Raw genomic sequence first — 20,854 nt, forward strand, 5'->3', positions numbered from 1 at the left:
CATATTCACATATTGAAGCGCAATACGAACCGGTCACCGCCTCCCGTCTGCACTATAAGCCTTACAAGGAGCGGCAGGTGTGGGCCACGTCGGCAGGCAGCGATCTCGTATTGATCTCGCCTCCATACAATCAGCCTCAGCTTCTTGACCGATTTGAACATTTCCGTCGCGACAGCGAGGGATTCGCCGGAGATAGAACCAAGTGAACACTACAATTTCTAAAGTTACCTGCGTCGGCGCCGGCCTTATTGGTGCCGGATGGGCTGCGCATTTCATGCGAGCAGGCTTGGACGTCACCGTCTACGACGTGTCGGCTGAACGTGAAGAATATCTCAAAGCGTCGCTCGCACGGGCAATGCCGTCGCTGGAGGAACTTGGACTTGCGCCAGGTGCATCAGTTGCCCGCGTTAGGTTCACCACCAATCTCGCAGAAGCGCTTGACGGTAGCCAATTCATCCAGGAAAGCGCCACTGAGGATGTGAATGCTAAAATCAAGCTGGTCGCTCAGTTGGACGCTCTGGCGCCGGCTAACGCGATTATTGCTTCGAGCTCGTCCGGTTTTCTCGCAGCGGACTTGAGGCGAGAGGCGCAACATGGGGAGCGGATCATCATCGGCCATCCCTTCAACCCTCCCTATCTGACCCCGCTGGTGGAAGTGGCTGGTGGAGATGTGGCCCCGAAAGCGACCGCCACTGCAACGCAGTTTTACCAGAAGACCGGCTGTGAAGTGGTTGAACTGAAGCGTGAGATCGATGGCTATATCGGCAACAGGATTCAGTTGGCCGTGTTTCGCGAGATTCTCTACCTTCTGTCGCAAGGTGTGGCCGATCTCGAAGCAATAGACAGGGCAATCGTAGCAGGTCCGGCGATCCGATGGGCAGTCATGGGTCCGTCCGCCGTATTCTATCTCGGAGCTCGTGATCCGTCGTTGTATCAGGAATTCGTCGATCAAATCGCGCATGAGATAGAGAGCGGCTACACAGCGCCTGCGACATTCACACCCGATAAGGCCCTGATGACCGCGTACGCCGACGAAGTGTGCCGCGGCATCGGCGCCGAGGGGCAAGACGGTCTGATTGCTTTGCGAAATGAAGGCGTTGCCAAGATCAGGATGCTGCTTGATGTAATGCGACAGCGTAAGGGCGGCCGCGCTCAATGACTTGGGTTGTAACCTGGACCGGAACAGTCGGTCACGATTGGATCGACGAGCTCGATCACGTCAATTTCCTGCAGTACCAGCGGGTAGCGGATCTTGCCTCTCTCGACATATGGAAGAATGCGAAAGGCGAACAGGCCGGCAGCCTCCAATTTGTCATGACGGAGACCTACGTCCGATATGCTCGAGAGTTACGTCTGGGAATGCCGGTCGAGGTCAATTCCGCCTTGTTGGCCTTCGACAACAAGCGCTTTCAGCTCCTTCACCACATCAAAAGCGGCGATGAGCTGATGTGCAGCGTGGAGACACTCAACCTGTGCTTCGACCCTGAGACGCGAAAAGTGGCGAATTTTACGGAGGTTATCGTTCAATACTTCGAGTCTTGGGGCTCGCCGCCGTCCGATGCCACCTACAAACTGAGCATAGCGTAAGCCGAGCTAACCGGCTGTCTAGCTAGTGCCTGTCAATAAACGCTAAATTGCGGAAATTATTGTATGAGTCGCGATATCTCCGCAAGCAAGCGGTGGCTTCAGGTAAACTTTAGATCAACCTACTGAAACCCGTAACCGCCGGAGCCGACAATGAGCCAAGAACGCACCGTCCAGGCGAGCACATTCGATCTTTTCGCCGAACACGAGATCGGTCGTGAACTGAAGGTGATGTCGCAATGGCTGGATGAGCATCGCGATCTGCTCGGGCTGGTGACGCGGGACCTGCGCCGGCATGGTCTCAAGGAGACCGGCCGCGAGGGGCTGCCGGCCGAGGCTGCGCGCTGCTCAAGCAGCATCGCCAGTTGAGTTTATATGAGGAGCGTCAATGTGGGACTCTCGTCAGGGTGACTTTTTTGTTTCCGTCGGTTGTTGCGACATCCACGGTCTGAGCCCCATTGCAAGACGCGGCCCGTTTCCAAGCCAGATCCAACTTATATACGGTCGCTGGTCAAGACAGCGGAACCAACATCCCGCTTGCGGCGGACAACAGCTTAGGAGGATGAAACCATCCTATCAAGCGGCGTTTGGAGCCATACTCAACTGCGGTTCGTCCCACCTGGATCCGCCAGGACTGATCGGGTCCTGGAAGATAGCAGAATTTGGTTGCGATTGGGATCAGGGGGTCTTCATCACGCCCCCTCGATGACGACGCCAGCATTGACGTATTTCCACGGCGCGATGAGCAGCTTGCGGGCGAGCGCCACGATCGTCGTCTTCTTCTTCTTCTTCTTCAGACGACCATCGTTCTGCTTCCCCGCTGCTTGAACCACAGATGCAAAGATCCTGCGTGACGGTGATGTAGACCAGGGTGGCGTTGATATCCCGATGGCCAAGATAGGTCGCGAGGAAGGATAGTCGATCCTGCGGGTTGATTCCCATTCGGTACCATTCAAGGATACGGTTTACGAGTATTGAGTGGCGCAGATCGTGAACGCGTGGGCCGGCTTTTCCTTTCAACGGCTTCAACCCGGCACGACGTATGACGTCTGGACACGAATGGCTTCGGTCCGCCAATCGATATCCTCAATCCGCATGTTGCGGATTTCTCCTGATCGGAGCCGGTAGGTGGCGAGCAGTTGTAATATCGCATGGTCCCACAAGCCGGCCGGCGTTTTGTCCATGCTCGCACTTAGCAGAACCGCTGCGATTTGGTCCCGTTCCAAAATGGAAGGCACCCTTTCACAGGTGTAAAGCCGCGGCGCCAGAACATGCGGCGACAGGTCCGTTCCAATGAGGCTTGTCCTATAGAGATAACGCAGTAGCGAGCGAAGCCGCTCCGCTGCGCATTTCAGCGAACTGCGTGTCAGTTTCGAGGCGCGCATATAGCGGTCGATGTCACTAACGCTCACTTCCATGAGGCCTTCGGCTTCGCATCGTTCTAGTTGCCAGCCCAGGAAGTGTCTGGCCTCCCACAAGAACGCGTCAATGCTGGCCCGATCAAGACGACGCTGCTCGCGAAGCCAGGTTCGTATTCGTTGCAGATCGCAAACCCGCAGTGCGTCGGCGGCGCGAGTTGCTTTTGGAGCAGGTGGCCGCTGATCCTGCACAATCCGCAGCAGAGCGTGAATGCCCGCCCGCGGGATTCCGTGCCCGCGCTTGCCGGGATTCCGACCGCGGCGCTTCCGGAATAGCGCGACCTCGGCTTCGATCACATCTGCTACCAGAATTCCTCGCTGCCCTAAGTAATCGAGAAACTCCTGTGCAGGCGCAGTAATTTCCGATCACCACCGGACTATATCGGTGACTGCTCAGTACGGCTTTGAGTTCAGTGGTCAGTTCTCGTTCAGATTTCGACATCAATAGCTTCTCTGCTGGTCGAATGACCGAAGAGGTTCGCTGGAAAATAATGCAGAGCAAAGACGGCGACAAACAACAGAATTGTATGGATTTTCTGCGCCGGTCCCGCGCTGGTCACCTGATGATTAGTCAAGGAATGGAACGGTGAGCATTACTTCACGTAGAGGCGCACATATTCCGGCGACATCAGCCGGATCGCGTGACCCCTGTCACCAGGGATCCGCCCAAGGTGATGCGCGCTGCAGCAGGCTTCCATCGCCCCAATGCAAGGCTCCATCCTGCCGACCAAGTCCGTCACACGGCGACGGCGCAGAATCACCCCGCCGGTCCTCGTTGAGCCCAACGAGGCTGCAGACGTAGCGGCTGTTGGCGATGGCGACGCGATGGGCGTAGCGGCCGAGAGAGGCGAGCACCCGTTCGGGCGATCCGAACGGGTGCTCGGCATTGACGATCCTTGCGACAGGAGAAGTCCTGGAAAGGAGAATGGAAATGTAACCTGAAACCTTTCGAAGCGATCCAGAGGGGTTCGACCCCCTCCCGGTAGAGGTGCAGCCCGCCAGCCGGAAGCAAGTCTTGCATGGGCGCTGGCAACAGCGTTCGTGAAGGTAGACAGCGGCTGCTGAAGCCCTGTGTTAGCCTCGAGATTATGTACCCGTTGAGGCCTTCGGTTTTGGGTTGTCCGGGGGCAGCATCGGCGAGACCGTGAAAGGCGAGGTCTTGTCGGCTTGACCTGTCTTGGAGCAGGGCAAAGGCATGGGACGGATCGCCAGGAACCTGTGAGATCCCGCTCGCGTCCCCGGACGCAGCACGCCGGATAAAGGGACGCCGGCTGACCAAGGTCCCGGGCCCGACGCGCCCTCCACGCCGTCGGGAGTGCTTCGGCGAACACGAAGAATGGAGGAGCGCGTGGAGCCTGCGACCGAAACCATAAGGTTTTAGGAGTGCGCGGGCGGGAAGTCGTAGTGCCTTCATAGTACCGACGAAGTCGGGGAACCGGCCTCACCGGGACCCGACATAGGAAAGGGAGGAATCATGAAGAGAGAACCGTTGACCTGAAACATGGGAGAGGGCTCTGAACCCTACAAACCTGTCTACGAACCGACAACGGATAGCCAATTTGGCGAGGACGAAACGGGGGGACAGCGCTGTGCTCGCTGCACCACGTCATCGATCTGGACTGGATGATGGAGGCCTATCGGCTGACCCGCAAGGATGGTGCTCCCGGCATCGACGGCGTCACGGCGGCAGACTATGAGGCGAACCTGGAGGCCAATCTTGTGGACCTTCTCGATCGCATCAGGTCCGGCCGTTATCGCGCGCAGCCGGTTCGACGGACGTATATTCCGAAGGCGGATGGCTCGCAAAGGAAGCTCGGCATTCCATCCTTCGAAGACAAGGTGGCGCAACGCGCCGTGTCGATGGTGCTGGAGGAGGTTTATGAGCAAGACTTTCATACGGCTTCCGCCCGGGCTGGTCGGCCCACCAAGCGCTCCGCACATTGCAGTATGTGCTCTGGGCCAAGCGCCTCTACTGGGTGCTCGACATCGACATACGCCAGTATTTCGATTGGATTCCGCACTCTCATCTTCGAGCGTTTCCTCGACCAACGAGTCACGGACGGCGTCATCCGACGGATGATCGACAAGTGGCTGAAGGCGGGGGCCGTGGAAAACGGTCTCCTGCACCGTACGACCGAGGGCTCCCCGTAAGGGGGTGTGATCTCACCCTGCCACTCGAATATCTTCTTGCGCTACGTGCTGGACGAGTGGTTCGAGAGTGAGGTGAGGCCGCGCCTTGCCGGGACTGCACCCTTGTCCGCTACGCCGACGATGCGCTGATGGCGTTCAGCAATCTCGCTGACGTCGAGCGTGTGCTGGCCGTGCTGGGCAAGCGTCTTGCCCGGTTTGGGCTTCCGCTTCATCCCGACAAGACACGCCTCGTCGACTTCCGCCCAGGGCGGGCAGATGGAACCCACCATTCGGTAACGGATGGGACCACGTTCGACTTTCTTGGCTTCCATGTCTGGGGGCGGTCACGGAAAGATCGCAACATGGTTCGGCAAGTCACGGCCAAGGGCCTCTTTGCCCGTGCGGTGGCTGCGGCGAACAACTGGTGCCGGAAGAACCGGCATCGGCCGATCCGCGACCAGCACCGCCATCTATCCGCTATGCTGCGGGGCCACTACGTCTATTACGGCATTGGTGGCAACGTTCGACGATTGCGATGGTACGCCCGACGGGTCGTCCGGATTTGGCAAGAGTGGTTGTCTCGGCGAGATCGCCAAAGCGTGGTCCGATGGGCCCGCCTCAACGAAATCCTGAAACGTCACCCTTTGCCTCCAGTCCGGATCGCTCATCCCTACGCCCCATAAGCGAAACTCTCTGGTGAGGAACCGCATGCGGGAAACCCGCACGTCCAGGTCTGTGAGGGGTGGGGATGGCAACGTCCCCACCTACTCGGCAGCGCTTCTTGCGCAGTTGACACAGCGCCCGGGCCAGGGCGTCGTCGTCGCCAAGCGGTTCAAGGGCGCCGAGGAACCGCAGGCCTCCGGCCGTCGGCGCCGCCAGCAGCGCTCGAGGAACAGGGGGCGGAACAGCCGGGAGAGCACCGGACCGGCAGGAAGAAACAGCGGCGGCGACAGGCGATCCAGCGTCCGCCATCGGCGGACAAGGCGCCGCCGGGGACGAGACAGTGCAGATGCGGGTGATGGGTCAGCGTCTGCCCACAGGTGTGGAGGATCGCGAGGAAGCCGACTTCGCCGCCGAGATGCCGCGGATCGGCGACAATGGTCTTGAGCGTCTCGGGGGCCGCCTCGAACAGGATCGTATAGACCTGCCGCTTGTTCTGATAGGTGCGCAGGATGCCAAGCAGCTGCGCCGACAGCATCACCGTGCGATGCTTGGCGCCCTTGCCGTGACGGACCTCGATCACCATGCGCTGGCTGTCGATGTCGGCGACCTTCAGGCTCACCGTCTCCGAGGCACCCAGCCCCGCGGCATAGGCGGTCGTCAGCGCCGTGTGCGCCTTTCAAGGATGGCACCGCTTCGAGAAAGCGCACGACCTCGTCGGCGCTCAAGATCGCCGGCAGCTTGCGCGGCGTGCGCGCATAGGCAATCGCTCAGGGATCTCGGCCCGGTCCAGCGTCACGCCGTAAAAGAACCGCAGCGCGCAAACCATCTGGTTGAGCGCCAGCCAGGAGAGATGCCCGGCGACACCAGGTAGACCTGGAACGCGCCCACATCCTCCAGCCCCAGACGATCCGGCGAGTGGCCGAAACAACGGCTGAACTTTGTCACGGCATGCAGCTAGGATCGCTGCGTGGCCGGCGACAGCTGTGAAGCGTCATGTCGTCGATCATGCGGCGGCGCAGCGGGCTCTGCCCGGGCATCGGTCATCGGTCCGTCTCCCGGTCAGGGGTTGGTTCTCAACACCCCAACATCCCAATTCCCAATCAGGAGACCGCGCCTCCAAACCCCACCTCTCCCGCGTCAGCGGGTTAGATCAATCGTGAATATCGATTGAGCCTACCGCTTGCAGTAGGACTTTCAGTTTTCAGGCCATCTCAGCAAGGCGGTCGTCACCGTGGGTCCGGCGATGCCGGAGGGAAAATTCGATATAGACCGTCGCGCCGTCATCGAAGGCGCGCTGTCGCCTTCGATGCGGTAGCGGAAGTTGAAGATCGACACCACTCGCCACGGCCTGGCCTTCGGCAGCCCTCGTACTCTGGCGCTCAAGCAGTTGGTCGGCCGGATACGACACATCGGATGACGTAGGCCATCGATCCACCTAACGGTTCTTTTTCTCGGGTACAAAAGCATTGTCGACGGCAACCGGTTCCTGGCAGGCGGGGCGGAATCTCCGAGCGTGGAGAAGCTCACCAGACGTGGAAAAGAGGGAGGCACCGCTAGTAATCGCCCACTAGCCTCCTATCACATATTCGAATAAACAGGCCCCTCCCCGCCTTGTGGCGGCACCCAGTTGATGTTGTGGTTCGGGTCCTTGATGTCGCAGGTCTTGCAGTGCACGCAGTTCTGCGCGTTGATGACAAAGGTCGGCTTGCCGTCCTTCTCCACCCACTCGTAGACGCCGGCCGGACAGTAGCGCGCCGACGGGCCGGCATAAACGTCGTACTCGGAGCGCTTCTGCAGATCCCAGTCCTTGACCTGCAGGTGGATCGGCTGGTCTTCCTCATGGTTGGTGTTCGACAGGAACACCGAGGAGAGGCGATCGAAGGTCAAGACCCCGTCCGGCCTCGGATAGTCGATCTTCTTATGCTGTTCCGCCGGTTCCAGCGAAGCCGCATCGGTCTTGCCGTGTCTCAGCGTGCCGAAGAAGGAGAAGCCGAAGAGCTGGTTCGTCCACATGTCGAGGCCGCCGAGCGCCACGCCGACCGCCGTGCCGAACTTCGACCACAGCGGCTTGACGTTTCTGACCTTCTTCAGGTCCTGGCCGATGGCGCTGTCGCGCCAGCCGCGCTCGATCTCGATTGGCTCGTCATTGGCGCGGCCGGCGGCAATGGCGTCCGCCAGCTTTTCAGCGGCGAGAATGCCCGACAGCATCGCGTTGTGGCTGCCCTTGATGCGCGGCACGTTGACGAAGCCGGCCGAACAGCCGATCAGCGCGCCGCCGGGGAACGAGAGCTTCGGCACCGACTGATAGCCGCCCTCGGTGATGGCGCGGGCGCCATAGGACAGGCGCTTGGCCCCCTCGAAGGTGCCGCGGATCGCCGGGTGCGTCTTGAAGCGCTGGAATTCCTCGAAGGGATGGAGATAGGGGTTCTTGTAATTGAGGTGGACGACGAAGCCGACCGCGACAAGGTTGTCCTCGAGGTGATAGAGGAACGAGCCGCCGCCGGTTCTCATGTCGAGCGGCCAGCCGAAAGAGTGCTGCACCAGCCCTGGCTTATGGTTCTCCGGCTTCACCTCCCAGAGCTCTTTCAGGCCGATGCCGAATTTCGGCACGTCGCGGCCTTCACCGAGCTTGAACTTGGCGATCAGTTCCTTGGCGAGCGAACCGCGCACGCCCTCGCCGATCAGCGTGTACTTGCCGAGGAGCGCCATGCCGCGGGCGAAGTTCGGCCCCGGCTCGCCGGAGCGCTCGATGCCCATGTCGCCGGTGGCGACACCGATCACTGCGCCCTCGTCGTTGTAGAGCACTTCGGTTGCGGCAAAGCCCGGATAGATCTCGACGCCGAGCGCCTCGGCGTGAGTGGCAAGCCAGCGACAGACGTTTCCGAGCGAGACGATGTAGTTGCCGTGATTGTTCATCAGCGGCGGCATCAGGAAATTCGGCAGGCGGATCGAGCCGGCGGGACCTAAGAACAGGAAATGATCGTCGGTGACCTCGGTCTTGAACGGATGGTCCGGTTCGTCGCGCCAGCCGGGCAACAACCGGTCGATGCCGATCGGATCGACGACGGCGCCGGAAAGGATGTGCGCGCCGACCTCGGCACCCTTTTCCAGGACGACGACGGAGAGTTCCGGATTGACCTGCTTCAACCGGATCGCCGCCGCAAGCCCGGCCGGACCGGCCCCGACGATCACCACGTCGAATTCCATGCTCTCGCGTTCTGGCAGTTCTTGTCGCTCGGTCATTCTCGCCTCAGAGCGCCTTTTCAAGTTCCGGCAGGGCTTCGAACAGGTCGGCGACGAGACCGTAGTCGGCGACCTGGAAGATCGGCGCCTCCTCGTCCTTGTTGATCGCGACGATGACCTTCGAATCCTTCATGCCGGCGAGATGCTGGATGGCGCCGGAGATGCCGCAGGCGATGTAGAGGTCGGGGGCGACCACCTTGCCGGTCTGGCCCACCTGGCAGTCGTTCGGGGCATAACCGGCATCGACGGCGGCTCGGCTTGCCCCGACAGCGGCACCGAGCTTGTCGGCGACGGGCAGGATCACCTCCCTGAATTTCTCCGAGGAGCCGAGCGCGCGGCCACCGGAGATGATGATCTTCGCCGAGGTCAGCTCCGGACGCTCCGAGATGGTTTTGTCTTCCGAGATAAAGGCAGAGAGATCAGAGAAAGTGGCTGCCGTCGGGACCTGTTCGACGGCAGCCGAGTTGCTGCCCTGTGGGGCAGACGGGAAGGCAGTGGTTCGCACGGTAATGACCCGCTTTGGCTCGCTCATCTGCACAATCTGGATGGCGTTGCCGGCATAGATCGGCCGCTTGAAGGTGTATGGCGAGATCACTTCGACGATCTCAGAGACTTGCGACACGTCGAGGAGGGCTGCAACCCGCGGCATGACGTTTTTGCCGACCGACGTCGCCGCGGCAACGAAGGTATGGTAATTCTCAGCGAGCGAGACGATCAGCGCGGCGAGCGGCTCGGCGAGATTGTTGGCGAGGCTTGCGTCGTCGGCGACGAGCACCTTGGCGACGCCGGAAAGCTTGGCAGCTCGTTCGGCGATAGCTTTGACGTTGGAACCGGCAACGAGCACATGCAAGTCGGCTCCGATCTTCGTCGCCGCGGTCAGCGCCTTGGCCGTCTGGTCGGAAAGATTGGCATTGTCGTGGTCAGCCAGAAGCAGAATGGCCATGGTGAGATCTCCCTTTCCTAAAACCTTACAGAACGCCGGCTTCGCTCTTGAGCTTCTCGACGAGCTCGGCGACCGACTTGACCTTGATGCCGGCCTTGCGGCCCGACGGCTCTTCCGTCTTCAAGACTTTCAGCCGCGGCGCCGTGTCGACGCCGAAATCGGCCGGCGTCTTCTTGTCGAGCGGCTTCTTCTTCGCCTTCATGATGTTCGGCAGCGAGGCATAACGCGGCTCGTTCAGACGAAGATCGGTGGTCACCACCGCCGGCAGCTTCAGTTCGACCGTCTGCAGGCCGCCGTCGACTTCGCGCGTCACCTTGGCGCTGCCGTCGGCGATCTCGACCTTGGAGGCAAAGGTGCCCTGGGCCCAGCCCAAGAGCGCCGACAGCATCTGGCCGGTCTGATTGCTATCGTCGTCGATCGCCTGCTTGCCGACGATGATCAGCCCCGGCTGTTCGGCCTCGGCGACACCCTTGACGATCTTGGCAACGGCGAGCGGTTCGACCTGGTCTTCGGTCTCGACCAGGATCGCCCGGTCGGCACCCATGGCGAGCGCCGTCCTCAGCGTCTCCTCGGCCTTGGCCGGGCCGATCGAGACGACGACGACTTCACTTGCCTTGCCGGCTTCCTTCAGCCTGAGCGCCTCTTCGACCGAGATCTCGTCGAACGGGTTCATGGACATCTTGACATTGGCAAGGTCAACACCCGTGCCGTCTGGTTTGGCGCGGATCTTCACGTTGTAGTCAACCACCCGCTTCACTGGGACAAGAATCTTCACTTTTGCCAACCTTCTATTATAGCCGTCGCTGCAGGATTTGCGGCGTCGTCGTACAGCTTAAACCGCTCGAACAGGGTTCATTCGCCATGGGAATTCGGTCTCACTCCAAGGAGTTGATGCTTTGAGTGAGACGCACGTTACCATCAAAGACGCTTCACGCTCGGAACGAGACAAGTTGCAAGGAGCTATCTGCGTCAATTTCGCCGACGATGCGCTAAAGACTCCTTCCGGCGAACAAGATGCCCATGTACGATTGCTCGGGTTCACGTCTTACAGCGCGCTTTTATCGACCCTTCCACACCGGCGGCCGCTGCTCGACGAAGGCCTTGGGGCCCTCAAGGAAATCCTCGGAATGTGCCATGCGCTCGTACATCGGCAGCCCACTTTTGCCAGGCTTGGTCAGGGACAACGCTTCAGCAGTTGAGAGTGTCTCGATATGTGTCATGACCTCTTTCATCGCCTGCAAAGCAAGTGGAGCGCCCTTGCCGATACGAGTAGCCAAGTCGATTGCAGCTTCTCTTAGACTTGCACTGTCGTGCACAGATGCGACCAACCCCCATCTCTGTGCTTCCTCGGCCGACATCCGCCGGCCCGTCAACAACATGTCCTTCGCCACGTTGTAGGGAACTCGCTTCGGCAAACGTTGGATCGCGCCGCTGTCCGCCAGAAACCCCCTTTGCATCTCGGGAAGCTCAAAGTAGGCATGTTCGGCAGCGATAATCATGTCGCAGGCCAACGCCATCTCAAATCCCCCGCCTACCGCCACGCCATTGACGGCAGCGACCACGGGCTTCAGAAGATCATGATATTCAGTAATGCCGGCAAAGCCTCCGCGGCCATGACCGGTCTCGTTATTGGCATCGTCTAAGCGGTTGAAGCCCGAGGTTGCAACGTCTTTAAGGTCCCAACCCGCAGAAAAAACACGGTCGCCGGTCCCGATTATCACACCGACACTCAGTTCAGGATCTTCCTGAAGTGATTTCAGCACCGAGTAGATCGCACGGCTCATTTCTCGATTGATTGCGTTGACCTGGGGGCGGTTGAGAACAATCTCAAGTACGTTACCAATTCGCTGAGTTTTGATGATGGGTTCAGCCATGAATGCGTCTCCAGTTTTACGGCGATGTAGTGGTGGAGGCAGCGTCGCTGATGTCGAGAGACAAGAGCCTGTGACAACTGTCCTGAAGTGCGGAACAGTCATGAAAGAATGCCGGTTCCTGTCGATCGTAATGGTGTTGAACTATTCATTTTTTGGAGAAACCAGTGCGTCAACGGCGATTACGTCCTGCGATGTAGCGATGATTGGATTTATGTCGACAGCGGCGATCGCATGAGGGTACTCGCTGATTAGCCGGGACAAATTGGCTACGGCACCGGCGATAGCCTTCCGATCGATGCCTGGCTTACCACGATAGGGATCGAGCGTTGGGCTAATGCTGAGCGAGCGCAACATATCGAGGGCCTCGTCCTCGCTTACCGGCGCTAGGGCGAACTGCCGGTCGGCGAGAAGTTCCGCCTTCACGCCACCCGCTGCTACCATGACCATCGGGCCAGCCACGGGATCTAGTACTGCACCCAAAGCCAATTCAACTCCGCCCTTCACCATCGAAGCAATGAGCACGCGGGATCCGATGCGTATCGCCAAGTCTTTGTATGCTGCTTCAAGTTTCCCTTCGTCGGTCACATCAAGCCAGACACCGCCCACTTCGGTCTTGTGGGCAACAGCTTCGGCCGTTTTGACCACAACGGGATAACCAATTGTAGCGGCTGCCTTTATCGCTTCGTCAAGACTATCCACCGCGGCCCGAGCCACCGTCGGTATTCCAACTGCCTCTATGAGGTCCAGTGTAGTCGCTTCATCGTTCGGGGCCACCTTCGCGAGCGCCAATTCAACTTCTTGCCTTTTGGTCTCGGAAAAAGCCGAAGCGGTGGGATAGTTTTTACTGGATCCATAACGATGGAGTTGCGCAAGTGCCGCGAACGATGTTTCGAGCCCATCTAAGACAGGCACTCCGGTCCGCTCCAGCTCCATGATGCGATCTGATACGAAGTGCCGGGTCGAACACCCGATTGCTAGTACCGGCTTCGAACCCCCCGCCAGCCGTGCAACGCCCTCAGCAATCCTAGTCGAAAAGGTATCGGCAGCCGGCACACCGAACTCGGTAACGAACACGCCGATGCTGGCATCCTCGTCCGAAAGAACGGCCTTAAAGCAGTTTTCAACATGACCCGCGACGTCCTTTTCGCCCGACCAGATATCAATTGGATTTACGGTTGACAGTTCGGGTGCGAGTATTTCGCGGAGCGACCCTTCCGTTGCTTCGGAAAACTTGGCGAGCGGTAAGTTCGAGCGGCTTGCGGCATCAAGCGCCATAGCACGCTGGCCGCCGGAATCCGTGACGACCGCCACCCCGCCGCCATTGAATTGAATCCCGGATGAAAGCAGGTGAAGGGTGCACCAGAACTGATCAAGTGTAATGCATTCAATCAACCGATAACGCCTGATGATTGCTTCAAGAGGCGCCCTCCCGCCCGCCATTCGGCCTGCGTGGGTTGCGATAGCTTCAGCCGCTTCCGCTGTACGCCCCGGGGCCAGGACAACGACTGGTACTCCGCGTGACGCTGCTAACGCTAACGCCTCCCCAAGTGCAACGCTATCACGCACACTTTCCAGGTAGATACCAATCACGCGCGTCTCAACCTTTGAGAGCGCGCGATGAACCATGTCGACCAGGCCAACGCCTAGCTCCCGGCCGAGATGAATCGTCGTGCTAAATCGCAGACGGGGGTCGATCGAATTAGCATACGAGAATAGCGCGCCGGACTGCAGGATCAACGCGATGCCGCCTGGGCTCCAATGATTTTCAGGGGGCATCGCCCACGTCGAGGCAACCCCGCCTGCGAAATCCACAAAGCCGATCGAATTCGGACCAAGCAGCAGTACGCCTGCATCCCGGGCGATTTGCGACAACCGAACTGAATCTTCCGGAGTCAAGTCGCCGACGATGTGCAGCGCGCGAGCGCCGATTGAAATTGCATTTTGTGCATCTTTGACGATTCGAGCCGAGCCGCTAGCGATCACGCCCAGATCGATTTTCTCAGGCAGTCCATCGAAATCTTCATAGCATCGAACTCCATCGATTTCCCGATAATTCGGGGTCACCGGGTAAATTCGTGGTCCACCTGGAAAGGACTTCAACGCTTTTACAATTTCATAGCCGGGACGGCCTTCGCGCCCGCTCGCGCCAAAAATCGCCACTGTCGATGGCGCAAAAAGCGGTGTCAGATCTCGTCTCATCGTCTCGTCACCTGCAATTTCCGGCAAGGCGGTTGAGATGCCATTCGCTGTCGCCGTAATCGAGCTCTATTGCAGTTAGCCGCTGGAGATAGCGCCCAAGCGGATATTCTTTTGTCATACCAATCGCGCCGTGGAGTTGCAGCGCCTCCTGTCCCACGAGTCGCCCCATACGGCCGACATATGCCTTGGCGCGGGAGACCGTCGATTGCCGCTGTATTTCCGGAACTTCTCTCGACAGGCTGCATACGGCTTCATGGACGAGCGACCACGCACATTCGGTGGTGGCGTACATCTCAACCAATCGATGCTGCAGCGCCTGCATCTTCGACAAAGACACACCGAATTGCTCGCGAGTCTTGAGGTAGTCGATTGTCATCTCCAACGCACGGTCCATTAGACCAACAGCTTCTGCGAGCGACAGCGCTGCGCCGGCGTCAAGCGCGTAGTCGATGACCACAGACGCATCACCATCGCTGATGCGACTCTCCGGCGGAAGATGCAAGTCGTGAAATTCGAGATCTACAAGGCTGCGCTCATCGGCAGAATGATAGACGCTCATTTCGAGGCCCTCGCAATCGCGAGGAACCCAGAACAACGTGGGCTCAGCGTCTGCCAGTGCAGTGACAATGAACCCACCAACAACATCACCCCAGCGCACGAGCGTCTTTCTGCCGCGAAGGATCCATTCGGCGCCACTCCTCTCCACCATTGTGAGGCTGGGTTGCCTGGTCCAACCGCAGCCCGGCTCCATCCAGGCAAGCACCGCGCCTGGCTCAGCTTGCGCTGCAGACACCAACGCCCCGCGCAGTGAAGGAACCGAAGGATAAAATTCTGCGATGGCCGCAGGCACGCAGATCGACTCCACATGAGGAGTAACTAACGCGCGCTGACCCAGCGGTTCTAGGACCAGCGCTGCAGCACCGAGGCCCTCTCCCATCCCCCCAAGCTCCTCCGGTAGAGGCGCGGCGAGCACCCCAATTTCGGCCAAGGCACGGAAAGCATCGGCGCTGCGATTGCTCGATACGAGCCCTGCGTCAGGTACGTCTGCGATCGACGACATCACGGAATCGCGTACGAGGCGGTCAGTCTCGTTTAAACCAAGAGACCTGATCATAGACCGAGCACTCCTTTTGCCAGGATGTTACGCTGAACTTCGCTTGAGCCGCCATAGATCATCGTTTTTCGATAATTCATGTGCGCCATTAAGGCATGGCTAGCTTCAGCATAACTGTCGGGTGCAGGGGGCTTCCGGTTTCTCTCGTCTGCTCCGATTGAGGCTGCTGGACCGCGAAAATCCACCGCCGCGGACAGGATGGCATTTTGAACTTCTGTCCCGCGCAGCTTCAGAAGTGCTGCCTCAGCCCCAAGTTCATCGCCCGCGTGAAAGAGGAAGCGCAGTTCGGTTTTCTCGACAGCGTGAAGCGAGATTTCCAACTCGATTAGCCGTCGCGCGACGAAAGGACCCTCGATCAACCGCCTTCCGTTGACAGTGGTTGTATTGCAAAAGGTTCTTAGTCGATTAAGCGAGGCAATGGAGCGCGAGACCTCTGCGGTGCTAAAGCGTTCGGCAGTGAGTAGGAATTTCGCGATCTCCCATCCTGCCCCCTCCTCCCCGAGGCGCTGATCGACCGGCACGCGTACGTTGTCAAAAAAGACCTGGTTGATTTCGCTTCCTGTGCCGTCGAATGTAGGGATCGGCTGGACAGAGATACCTGGGCTCCGCATGTCGAGTAGAAGGAATGTGATACCCTGCTGCTTACGACCTGAAGAATCAGTTCGAAATATTCCAAACATCCAATCTGCGATGTGACCTTCGCTGGTCCACATCTTATGACCGTTGATGACATACTCATCGCCGTCGCGGCGAGCCGCGCATTTCAAGCTCGCGAGATCTGAGCCTGCGTTGGTTTCCGAAAAACCCTGGCACCAGAAGGTGTCCCCTTCCAGAATCCCTGGAAGAAACCGCCGCTTTTGTTCTGGAGTACCATGAGCAATAAGAGTCGGCCCAAGCATAGTGACACCGTAAATCATAGGGCGCGGTGCGCCGCCCAACGCGAACTCACGTTCAAGTATGAAGAGTTCGGTATCGCTGAGACCAGCACCTCCATACTCCGTGGGCCAAGACGGGCATGCCCAGCCGTGCGCGCGCAAGATTTTATGCCACTTTCTCTGGTCTTCCTTGGAAAGGTCCATCTTTTCCTGCTCGACTTGAACACGTATGTCGTCGGGCAGGTGCTCGGAGAGAAGCGCTCTCACTTTGCGACGGAAGTCCGCAGCTTCATGTGAGCTTAGATTACTGTCCAATCGTTCCATTTTGTTTCCTCCGTTGGGAAGAAAACTAGCCCCGATTAGGCGAACGGTCACTTTAGTATTGTGAGATGACATGTGAATAGGATCGACAAGTCTGGCGGCTGCTCCTTCCCTATACGGGTCGAAAATTCAATACGGTCGCAGTCGTACCATCATGACGGACGCTTCGATAAGCTGTCATCAACTGAGAGGGATTTTCAGTCCGTAATGTTATGCCTTGCCGCACACGTGATCGTATGCGACCCGGTCAGAGCCCGATAGCCTCATAAGCTTCGGCAATCTGCTGGATGGATGCGACATAAACGGCGGTTCTGTAGTCGCCGAGCTCTGGTGCTTCTGCCAGGAGATCCCCGATCCGCGCCCAAGTGCTGCGCATGACGTCTTCGGGTCCTGAGCGTTCCGTGCGCACGGCAATGCCGCCCTTTGACAGCGGTTTTCCGGTGACGCAAGCGCGCGCATTGACGACGTCGGTCGGATTGGCGCGGCGGAACTCGTCCATCATCCAAGCCATTTCCCGCTCGCCGGTGCCGATATCGGGAGCCGGAAACGTTGACGCTAGGGACGAATGAGGCCGCGCTTGTTCAGTTCCTGGGTAAAGCGGCGGGTGATGCGCTCGAGTTCCTGCGGCGTCCACTCGCGCGGATCGATCTTCAGCGCCCCCTTCGAGCCGCCGAACGGCACATCAACGAGCGAGCACTTCAAGGTCATCAGTGCAGCGAGCGCCTCGACCTCCTCGGCGTCTGCATTGGAGGCGCAGCGGATATCGCCCTTGACCGGTTCGCCGTGTTCGCTGTGGACCGAGCGCCAGCCGGTGAAGCTGTACATGCGGCCGCGCAGCCGGACACCGAAGCGGACCGATAGGTCGAGTTGCACTGGATGATCCGTTCAGCCAGTCCTTCCGGCAGATCGAGAAAGGACACGGCATGACGGAAGTTTTGGTCGACGCTTTCCAGGAAGCCTGCAGAACTGACCTGCATTGGCGACTGTGATCTTGCATGCACGTTGTACTTCCCTCTATAGGCTGATGATGGGGCGATAGCTGCCGGCGGGTCCTCGGCGGAGGTCTCATAGCTTGCTAACTCGACAAAGTTCGATGTTCTGGATTGCGCTCGAGCAGCGCGTAAATCAGCGTAAAGAGGCGACGCGCCGTGTCCATGTCGATGCTGACTTTGGTGGAGAGACGCTCTCGCAGCAGTTCGGCCGCTTCGTTGTGGATGCCACGCCGACCCATATCGATCGCTTGTAGCCGCTCGGGGCCAGGCCGGCACATGGCGTCGTAATAACTTTCGCAAATGCGGGTATAGTCCTTGAGCAGGCGCCGGAACGGCGTGAGCGACAGAAAGTGGCTGACGACATGTCGCCCGTTCTCGTCGGCGACATGTAGTGCCAATCGCCCGTCCACCGTCTCGATCTTCAGACGATAGGGGCCGCCGTCATGGCCGAGCGGCGTAAAGGTGTTGGACTCCAGAAGGTCGATGATCGCGAGCGCCTGTTCACGCTCGACGCGAGCATCCCGTGTCCGAAAGGAGCAGTCGAGTGCGACATCGCAGAGGCGATACTCGGCGCTGGTCATCACACTCTCCCTCTCTCACATAGCTTCCACGCACATAGCGACCCCCATGCCGCCGCCGATGCAGAGCGTTGCAAGACCCTTCTTCGCTCCACGGCGCTTCATCTCGAAGAGCAGCGTGTTCAACACACGCGCACCCGATGCGCCGATCGGATGACCGATGGCAATGGCGCCACCATTGACGTTGACGATGTCCGGGTTCCAGCCGAGGTCCTTGTTGACGGCGCAGGCCTGAGCGGCGAAGGCTTCATTGGCTTCGACGAGGTCGAGATCGCCGATTTTCCAGCCGGCTTTCGCCAGCGCCTTGCGCGAGGCCGGGATCGGGCCGGTGCCCATAATCTTCGGATCGACGCCGGCGGTCGCCCAGGAGACGATGCGGGCCAGCGGCGTGATGCCGCGGCGCACTGCTTCTTCCTCGCTCATCAAAAGGGCTGCGGCTGCGCCATCATTGATGCCCGAGGCATTGCCGGCCGTAACCGTTCCTTCCTTGTCGAAGGCAGGGCGAAGCTTTGCGATCGACTCCAGCGTCGCGCCGTGACGGATATATTCATCCTGATCGACGACGACATCGCCCTTGCGGGTTCTTACGACAAAAGGAACGATCTCGGCGGCAAAGCGGCCCGCCTTCTGCGCCGCTTCCGCCTTGTTCTGCGAGGCGAGGGCAAACTGGTCCTGCTCCTCGCGGGTAAGTTGGAACTGGCGGGCGACGTTCTCGGCGGTAATCCCCATGTGATAACCATGGAAGGCGTCAATCAGGCCATCCTTGATCATCGTGTCGATCATCTTGAAGTCGCCCATCTTCACGCCGGAACGCAGATGCGCGCAGTGCGGCGCCATCGACATCGACTCCATGCCGCCGGCCACAATGATCCTGGCATCGCCCGTTACGATCTGCTGCATACCGAGCGCCACGGCTCTGAGACCCGAGCCGCAGAGCTGATTGACACCCCAGGCGGTCTTTTCCTGCGGGATGCCGGCCTTCATCGCCGCCTGACGCGCCGGGTTCTGGCCCTCGCCGACTGGCAGAACCTGGCCGAGGATTACCTCGTCGACCTCGCTTGCCTCGACGCCGGCGCGCTCGAGCACGCCCTTGATGACGGCAGCACCGAGCTCATGCGCCGGGGTGTTGGCGAAAGCGCCGTTGAAGGAACCGACCGCGGTACGGGCGGCGCTGGCAATAATGATGGATGGGGTGCTCATGATAGCTCCTCCGCTGTTGGTTGGATCGGATTAGGTCGGTCTATTGCCCGACGAAGCGCCGGATCAGTTAACGATCGTCGCGTCCGTCGCGGCGCGTAGCTCGCTTTCGGTCACACCATCGGCGAGCTCCACCAGCTTCAGGCCGCCGTCGACGACCTCGAGAACGCCAAGATTGGTGATGATCCGGTTGACCACGCCTTTGCCGGTGAGCGGTAATGTGCAGGCCTTTAGCACCTTGGATTCGCCCGCCTTGTTGGTGTGGTCCATGACGACGACCACGCGCTTGACGCCGGCGACCAGGTCCATGGCGCCGCCCATGCCCTTGACCAGCTTGCCGGGGATCATCCAGTTGGCGAGATCGCCGTTCTCGGCCACTTCCATGGCGCCGAGGATCGCCATGGCGATCTTGCCGCCGCGGATCATCGCGAAGCTTTGCGCCGAGTCGAAGAAGGCCGAATGCGGCAGCGCCGTCACCGTCTGCTTGCCGGCATTGATCAGGTCCGCGTCGATCCTGTCCTCGGTCGGGAACGGGCCGATGCCGAGCAGGCCGTTTTCCGATTGCAGCGTCACATGGACACCGTCGGGAATGTAGTTGGCGACCAGCGTCGGAATGCCGATGCCGAGATTGACGTAGGTGCCGTCCTGAAGTTCGCGGGCAGCCCGTGCTGCCATCTGGTTCCTGTCCCAGGCCATCTTGTCTCTCCCCCTGCCCTTACGCCGCCGCTGCGCGCGTCGTGCGCTGTTCGATGCGTTTTTCGTGTTTGCCCTGAATGAGGCGATGCACGTAGATCCCCGGCAGGTGGATCTGATCGGGATCGAGGCTGCCGGCCGGCACAATTTCTTCGACTTCGGCGACGCAGATCCTGCCGCAGGTGGCGGCCGGCGGGTTGAAGTTGCGGGCGGTCTTGCGGAAGACCAGATTGCCCGTCGTGTCCGCCTTCCAGGCTTTGACGATCGAGAGGTCGGCGACGATGCCGGTCTCGAGCACAAAGGTCTCGCCATTGAAGGCCTTGAGTTCCTTGCCCTCGGCGACCACGGTGCCAACACCGGTCTTGGTGTAGAAGCCGGCGATCCCTGCCCCGCCTGCCCGCATGCGTTCGGCGAGCGTCCCCTGCGGGTTGAATTCGAGCTCCAGTTCACCGCTCAGATATTGCCGCATGAACTCGGCGTTCTCGCCGACATAGGACGAGATCATCTTCTTGATCTGCTTTGTCTTCAGCAGCACACCGAGACCGAAGTCGTCGACGCCGCAGTTGTTCGAGGCGATCGTCAGGTTCTTCGCGCCAGCCTCGCGGATGGCATCGATCAAAAGCTCGGGAATACCGCAGAGGCCGAAGCCACCAGCCGCGATGAACATCCCGTCGAACAGCAGACCTTCGAGAGCTGTGTTTGAATCAGCGTAGATCTTGTTCAAGTCATTCCTCCACTTGGATTGCGAAATCAGCTGGCTCGCTTCCCCGAATTAGACTGACCTGGTAAGCGGCCGTCTCACCGTCAGGAACCTTCACTTCGCTCGATACTCTCGGGCGATTGCTGCAAAAAATAGCAAAGGACACGAGACGCGACTGGTGTTGTTGGCGGTGGGACATGTGAATTCTTTGCACATATGGCGAGCATGGCCTTGTTGATGCCAACGCAACAATGGGCTGCCTCTACTGGCGATGCCCAGAGCGAGCCCCGCAACCGAGAGAAAATAGAAACGGGCGCGCCAGAATTGGCC

The 20,854-nt window shown here is 59.6% G+C and carries 19 protein-coding genes and 6 pseudogenes; 6 read left to right on the forward strand and 19 right to left on the reverse strand.

Translation table 11 applies throughout. From position 1 onward, the window contains the following. The 4 genes and pseudogenes from CO676_RS35825 to CO676_RS32130 form a co-directional block, all read left to right on the forward strand. Nucleotides 1-206 (forward strand): hypothetical protein (locus CO676_RS35825; protein ID WP_210202661.1); only part of this gene is annotated, 206 nt, incomplete at its 5' end. Further along, complete coding sequence (locus tag CO676_RS32120; protein ID WP_097524062.1) at nt 203-1,159, forward strand: 3-hydroxyacyl-CoA dehydrogenase NAD-binding domain-containing protein; 957 nt, start codon at nt 203-205, stop codon at nt 1,157-1,159. The genes CO676_RS35825 and CO676_RS32120, both read left to right, overlap by 4 nt. Further along, entirely contained in the window at nt 1,156-1,587 is a 432-nt protein-coding gene (locus CO676_RS32125; RefSeq protein ID WP_097524063.1) for a thioesterase family protein, read from the forward strand. Before CO676_RS32120 ends, CO676_RS32125 begins: the two co-directional genes overlap by 4 nt. A gap of 150 nt (nt 1,588-1,737) precedes the next feature. After that, a pseudogene (locus CO676_RS32130) lies at nt 1,738-1,967 on the forward strand (ISNCY family transposase); the annotation flags it as partial. 309 nt (nt 1,968-2,276) lie between these two features. On the opposite strand, the gene CO676_RS32135 reads toward CO676_RS32130, so the two are convergent. From CO676_RS32135 to CO676_RS36900, 4 genes and pseudogenes are all read right to left on the reverse strand, one after another. Beyond that, nucleotides 2,277-2,417, reverse strand: a complete 141-nt coding sequence (locus tag CO676_RS32135) for a hypothetical protein (RefSeq protein WP_179875730.1) — start codon at nt 2,415-2,417, stop codon at nt 2,277-2,279. Between the two features lie 192 nt (nt 2,418-2,609). Further along, a complete protein-coding gene (locus CO676_RS36505) occupies nt 2,610-3,299 on the reverse strand; it encodes an integrase (RefSeq protein WP_179875731.1) in 690 nt (229 codons plus the stop codon). A gap of 311 nt (nt 3,300-3,610) precedes the next feature. Beyond that, nucleotides 3,611-3,724 (reverse strand): annotated as a pseudogene (locus tag CO676_RS36510) (IS110 family transposase); the annotation flags it as partial. A gap of 73 nt (nt 3,725-3,797) precedes the next feature. Further along, nucleotides 3,798-4,004: pseudogene (locus CO676_RS36900) on the reverse strand (transposase); the annotation flags it as partial. 624 nt (nt 4,005-4,628) lie between these two features. On the opposite strand from CO676_RS36900, the gene CO676_RS36515 reads away from it, so the two are divergent. Then, the gene (locus tag CO676_RS36515; RefSeq protein WP_245424592.1) at nt 4,629-5,153 is read left to right on the forward strand and encodes a transcription elongation factor GreAB; all 525 of its coding nucleotides are present in this window, start codon (nt 4,629-4,631) and stop codon (nt 5,151-5,153) included. A gap of 128 nt (nt 5,154-5,281) precedes the next feature. Further along, nucleotides 5,282-5,815, forward strand: coding sequence for a maturase (locus tag CO676_RS36520; protein ID WP_245424594.1), 534 nt, complete (start codon nt 5,282-5,284; stop codon nt 5,813-5,815). Nucleotides 5,816-6,013: 198 nt separating this feature from the next. On the opposite strand, the pseudogene CO676_RS35550 reads toward CO676_RS36520, so the two are convergent. From CO676_RS35550 to CO676_RS35835, 15 genes and pseudogenes are all read right to left on the reverse strand, one after another. Beyond that, nucleotides 6,014-6,294, reverse strand: a pseudogene (locus tag CO676_RS35550) (transposase); the annotation flags it as partial. Next, nucleotides 6,292-6,832 (reverse strand): annotated as a pseudogene (locus tag CO676_RS32160) (phage integrase N-terminal SAM-like domain-containing protein); the annotation flags it as partial. The pseudogenes CO676_RS35550 and CO676_RS32160, both read right to left, overlap by 3 nt. Before the next feature lie 541 nt (nt 6,833-7,373). Beyond that, entirely contained in the window at nt 7,374-9,038 is a 1,665-nt protein-coding gene (locus CO676_RS32165) for an electron transfer flavoprotein-ubiquinone oxidoreductase (RefSeq protein WP_097524064.1), read from the reverse strand. A gap of 7 nt (nt 9,039-9,045) precedes the next feature. Continuing rightward, nucleotides 9,046-9,981, reverse strand: coding sequence for an FAD-binding protein (locus CO676_RS32170; RefSeq protein ID WP_097524065.1), 936 nt, complete (start codon nt 9,979-9,981; stop codon nt 9,046-9,048). A 25-nt stretch (nt 9,982-10,006) separates the two neighbouring features. Beyond that, complete coding sequence (locus CO676_RS32175; protein ID WP_097524066.1) at nt 10,007-10,756, reverse strand: electron transfer flavoprotein subunit beta/FixA family protein; 750 nt, start codon at nt 10,754-10,756, stop codon at nt 10,007-10,009. 283 nt (nt 10,757-11,039) lie between these two features. After that, on the reverse strand, nt 11,040-11,855 hold the full coding sequence (locus CO676_RS32180) for an enoyl-CoA hydratase-related protein (RefSeq protein ID WP_097524067.1): 816 nt from the start codon (nt 11,853-11,855) through the stop codon (nt 11,040-11,042). 141 nt (nt 11,856-11,996) lie between these two features. Beyond that, nucleotides 11,997-14,054, reverse strand: a complete 2,058-nt coding sequence (locus tag CO676_RS32185; protein ID WP_097524068.1) for an acetate--CoA ligase family protein — start codon at nt 14,052-14,054, stop codon at nt 11,997-11,999. 7 nt (nt 14,055-14,061) lie between these two features. Continuing rightward, on the reverse strand, nt 14,062-15,168 hold the full coding sequence (locus CO676_RS32190; protein WP_097524069.1) for an acyl-CoA dehydrogenase: 1,107 nt from the start codon (nt 15,166-15,168) through the stop codon (nt 14,062-14,064). Then, complete coding sequence (locus CO676_RS32195; protein WP_179875732.1) at nt 15,165-16,367, reverse strand: acyl-CoA dehydrogenase family protein; 1,203 nt, start codon at nt 16,365-16,367, stop codon at nt 15,165-15,167. The genes CO676_RS32190 and CO676_RS32195 overlap by 4 nt, the downstream gene beginning before the upstream one ends. A gap of 385 nt (nt 16,368-16,752) precedes the next feature. Further along, nucleotides 16,753-17,341: pseudogene (locus CO676_RS32200) on the reverse strand (Glu/Leu/Phe/Val dehydrogenase dimerization domain-containing protein); the annotation flags it as partial. 98 nt (nt 17,342-17,439) lie between these two features. Further along, nucleotides 17,440-17,937, reverse strand: a complete 498-nt coding sequence (locus CO676_RS32205) for a UPF0262 family protein (protein WP_097524071.1) — start codon at nt 17,935-17,937, stop codon at nt 17,440-17,442. A gap of 15 nt (nt 17,938-17,952) precedes the next feature. After that, nucleotides 17,953-19,134 (reverse strand): acetyl-CoA C-acetyltransferase, encoded by a 1,182-nt coding sequence (locus CO676_RS32210; RefSeq protein WP_097524072.1) that lies wholly within the window; start codon nt 19,132-19,134, stop codon nt 17,953-17,955. 63 nt (nt 19,135-19,197) lie between these two features. Further along, nucleotides 19,198-19,827, reverse strand: a complete 630-nt coding sequence (locus tag CO676_RS32215) for a 3-oxoacid CoA-transferase subunit B (protein ID WP_097524073.1) — start codon at nt 19,825-19,827, stop codon at nt 19,198-19,200. Between the two features lie 19 nt (nt 19,828-19,846). Next, complete coding sequence (locus tag CO676_RS32220; protein ID WP_097524074.1) at nt 19,847-20,548, reverse strand: CoA transferase subunit A; 702 nt, start codon at nt 20,546-20,548, stop codon at nt 19,847-19,849. A gap of 90 nt (nt 20,549-20,638) precedes the next feature. Beyond that, the coding region (locus tag CO676_RS35835; RefSeq protein ID WP_210202662.1) for a hypothetical protein at nt 20,639-20,854 on the reverse strand (216 nt) is incomplete at its 5' end.

Origin of the sequence: Sinorhizobium sp. BJ1, from assembly GCF_002531555.1 — a bacterium.
GTDB classification, from domain to species: domain Bacteria; phylum Pseudomonadota; class Alphaproteobacteria; order Rhizobiales; family Rhizobiaceae; genus Sinorhizobium; species Sinorhizobium fredii_B.

Coding starts and splice junctions, on each gene's coding strand:
- CO676_RS32205 (WP_097524071.1), bottom strand. CDS start 17,937: ATGACCAGCGCCGAGTATCGCCTCTGCGATGTCGCACTCGACTGCTCC.
- CO676_RS32180 (WP_097524067.1), bottom strand. CDS start 11,855: ATGGCTGAACCCATCATCAAAACTCAGCGAATTGGTAACGTACTTGAG.
- CO676_RS36520 (WP_245424594.1), top strand. CDS start 5,282: ATGGCGTTCAGCAATCTCGCTGACGTCGAGCGTGTGCTGGCCGTGCTG.
- CO676_RS32185 (WP_097524068.1), bottom strand. CDS start 14,054: ATGAGACGAGATCTGACACCGCTTTTTGCGCCATCGACAGTGGCGATT.
- CO676_RS32195 (WP_179875732.1), bottom strand. CDS start 16,367: ATGGAACGATTGGACAGTAATCTAAGCTCACATGAAGCTGCGGACTTC.
- CO676_RS32170 (WP_097524065.1), bottom strand. CDS start 9,981: ATGGCCATTCTGCTTCTGGCTGACCACGACAATGCCAATCTTTCCGAC.
- CO676_RS36515 (WP_245424592.1), top strand. CDS start 4,629: ATGGAGGCCTATCGGCTGACCCGCAAGGATGGTGCTCCCGGCATCGAC.
- CO676_RS32165 (WP_097524064.1), bottom strand. CDS start 9,038: ATGACCGAGCGACAAGAACTGCCAGAACGCGAGAGCATGGAATTCGAC.
- CO676_RS32210 (WP_097524072.1), bottom strand. CDS start 19,134: ATGAGCACCCCATCCATCATTATTGCCAGCGCCGCCCGTACCGCGGTC.
- CO676_RS32125 (WP_097524063.1), top strand. CDS start 1,156: ATGACTTGGGTTGTAACCTGGACCGGAACAGTCGGTCACGATTGGATC.
- CO676_RS32190 (WP_097524069.1), bottom strand. CDS start 15,168: ATGATCAGGTCTCTTGGTTTAAACGAGACTGACCGCCTCGTACGCGAT.
- CO676_RS32215 (WP_097524073.1), bottom strand. CDS start 19,827: ATGGCCTGGGACAGGAACCAGATGGCAGCACGGGCTGCCCGCGAACTT.